The following is a 2515-nucleotide window of genomic DNA, read 5'->3' as shown; positions in this document are numbered from 1 at the left end:
CTCGTCGCACAGGGCGAGGACGACCGCTCCCGCGACGCGGCCGAGCGGCGCGGGAGTCTGCAGCGGGGCAAGGCCCAGGATCGGCTGCGCCAGCGTGGGGCGCGCCATCGCCGCGAGCACCGCGCGGAACACGCGCTGCGCGTCGTGCACGGGATCGGCGAAGCCCGGCAGGTGGTTCTGCGCCGTCAGGGTGTTCACTCGTCATCCTCCTCGTCCGGGCCGGAGTTCTCCCGAGCGACGGTGAAGAAGTCGACGACCGTGCTTCGCGCCTCGGCGCGGGCGAGCGCGTCACGCTCGGCCTGCGCCCGCTCGAGCGGCTCGATCACGTCGGCGAGCACGCGCTCGCGCCGGCCGGAGGCGAGCATCGCGCCGAAGATCGCCGCGAGCCCGGCGTGCTCGGGGTGGCTGCCGAGCACGTAGGCGGTGCCGACGCCCTCGTCGGCATCAGGCTGGTCGGATCGCACGACCACGGTCGCGCGGGTCACCGTCGCCTCTCCGAGGTGGAAGCGGTCGCCGGTGCCGCCCGTGCGGCCCTGCACCATGACGAGGCCGGCCTCCGGGCCGCGCAGGTACTGCACCTGCGGGCGATCCGGCCATGCGTCCCAGAGCGCCGCGAGCTCTGCCTCGGCGGCGTTCGCGAGCACTCGCGCGGTGCGACGACGCGACTCGACGTCCTCGTGCTGATCCATCCGTCTCCTCGTAACTTGTCTACTTCACTAGACAACTTTGAGATTAGTGGCACGATGTGAGGAGCAGAAGCCGGATCCGTCCACGAGCGCATGAACATCCGGTGAACCCCTTGAGGAGACGTGTGTCCGAACCCGCCCGTGCGACCGGCTACTCGGCGTGGCGCCTGATCGCCGAGGAGCTGCGCGCCGACATCGCCGAGGGCCGCCTGGCGGTGGGCGATCGCCTGCCGTCCGAGAGCGCGCTCGCCGAGCGGTTCGGCGTCAACCGCCACACGGCACGCCAAGCACTGGCATCCCTGGCGGCCGACGGCCTCGTCGAGTCGCGCCGAGGCAGCGGCACGTTCGTGACGGGTGGATCCGTCCACGTGCACCGGATCGGCATGCGCACCCGTCTGTCGACCAGCCTCGGCGACCGTCACTCCTCCGCCGGTCGCGTGCTCGAGAGCGCGACCGAGCCGGCCCCCGCCGATGTGGCCGCCCGGCTCGGTATGGCAACCGGCGCTCCCGCCGTCCGCGTCGAGGCCCTGCGGACGGTCGACGGCGAGCCGATCGCGCTCGCGACGCGCTGGTTCGATCCCGCGCTCCTGCCCGACGGTGCCGCGGCGCTGCGCCGTACGTCATCGGTCACGGCCGCCCTGCGGGCGAGCGGCGTCGACGACTACGTCCGCGCGTCGACCGTCGTGGCGGCGCGGCACGCCACGGCCTCCGAGGCCGAGCTGCTCGCGCTCGACCCGGGTGCCATCGTCCTGGTGACCGAGTCGCTCGACACGCTGGTCGACGGAACTCCCCTGCAGCACCAGATCACGCGCTTCGCTGCCCAGCGGGTGCGGCTGGACATCGAGCACGCGGGGTCCGCGCCTTAGAGGCCTCAGCGCGAGACCTCGATCGCGCGACGAATCATCGACGCGCGGCGATGTCTCGTCGCGCGACAGAGGTTTCGCGGTCGCGCTGCTTCGGCTCGTCGAAACGGCCCGGCGCGGGCTCCGACGCGACGGCGGGAGTCGAACCCGCTGCAGCGCCGGGTATGAGCCGGGCCCCGGGACCACCCGGACCGCCGCGATGCCCCCACGCTATGGGCCTGTCCGGACACCGCGGTCGGCTGTGACGGTGCGTGACGTCACGCCACGTCGCACCGGGCTTCAGCGCGTCGGTGTGACGCCGATCCCCGGTCCGCGCAGGTGCTCGTACACGACGGTCGTGCGGACGTCCGCGATCTCCTCGCGCTCCGTGAGCCGGTCGATCACGAACGCGTAGAGCGCGTCGTTGTCGGCCACGGCGACGTGGATGACGAAGTCGACGTCGCCGCTCACGACGAAGACGCCGAGCGTTTCGGGCAGGTCGGACACCCAGTCGCGGAACGCCTCGATCACGTCCCGGGACGGCGGCCGCACGCGCACCGAGATGAGCGCCTGCACTCCGCGCCCGACGCTCGGCAGGTCGATGTCGAGCGTCGCGCCGCGGATGATGCCCCGCCGCCGCAGCGCGCGCGTCCGGTCGAGCGCGGTGGTCGGCGAGACCCCGACGCGCGCCGCCACCTCACGGTTCGTCATCCGTGCATTCGTCTGGAGCGCGGCCAGGATCGCCACATCAAGTCCGTCCAGATCCGCCATTCTCCAACCTCATCCGTACGTCGTACGCCGCTGCATCCGCAGGAGCGGATCCCTGGCTACATTCTCGATGATTGCCCGCCCATCCGGATACGAGGAGAGCACATGGACATCGGCTTCGCGCCCGACGAGATCGACACCGCCGCACCGACGCGCGCCGCGCGGCTGAAGTGGGTGGTCGTCGTCGACGGCTCGCTGCCCGCCGGGCGCATCGCGAAC

The 2515-nt window shown here is 72.2% G+C and carries 4 protein-coding genes; 1 reads left to right on the top strand and 3 read right to left on the bottom strand.

Features of this window, described 5'->3' with window-relative positions:
• Together RIF89_RS13865 and phnG are read right to left on the bottom strand one after the other, a co-directional pair.
• The coding region (locus RIF89_RS13865; protein ID WP_309069670.1) for a phosphonate C-P lyase system protein PhnH at positions 1–198 on the bottom strand (198 nt) is incomplete at its 3' end.
• Positions 195–689 (bottom strand): phosphonate C-P lyase system protein PhnG, encoded by a 495-nt coding sequence (gene phnG, locus RIF89_RS13860; protein ID WP_309069669.1) that lies wholly within the window; start codon positions 687–689, stop codon positions 195–197. The genes phnG and RIF89_RS13865, both read right to left, overlap by 4 nt.
• A gap of 122 nt (positions 690–811) precedes the next feature.
• Between phnG and phnF the strand changes: the two genes are divergently transcribed.
• On the top strand, positions 812–1552 hold the full coding sequence (gene phnF, locus RIF89_RS13855) for a phosphonate metabolism transcriptional regulator PhnF (RefSeq protein WP_309069668.1): 741 nt from the start codon (positions 812–814) through the stop codon (positions 1550–1552).
• A gap of 276 nt (positions 1553–1828) precedes the next feature.
• Here phnF and RIF89_RS13850 read toward each other — a convergent pair whose 3' ends face one another.
• Positions 1829–2299, bottom strand: a complete 471-nt coding sequence (locus tag RIF89_RS13850) for an Lrp/AsnC family transcriptional regulator (RefSeq protein WP_309069667.1) — start codon at positions 2297–2299, stop codon at positions 1829–1831.
• Positions 2300–2515 lie beyond the last annotated feature (216 nt).

This window comes from Microbacterium sp. (genome assembly GCF_031178525.1).
GTDB lineage: Bacteria > Actinomycetota > Actinomycetes > Actinomycetales > Microbacteriaceae > Microbacterium.
The sequence above is the reverse complement of the archived record's forward strand: the minus strand, read 5'-3'. Positions and strand labels throughout refer to the sequence as shown.

Coding starts and splice junctions, on each gene's coding strand:
- RIF89_RS13850 (WP_309069667.1), bottom strand. CDS start 2,299: ATGGCGGATCTGGACGGACTTGATGTGGCGATCCTGGCCGCGCTCCAG.
- phnG (WP_309069669.1), bottom strand. CDS start 689: ATGGATCAGCACGAGGACGTCGAGTCGCGTCGTCGCACCGCGCGAGTG.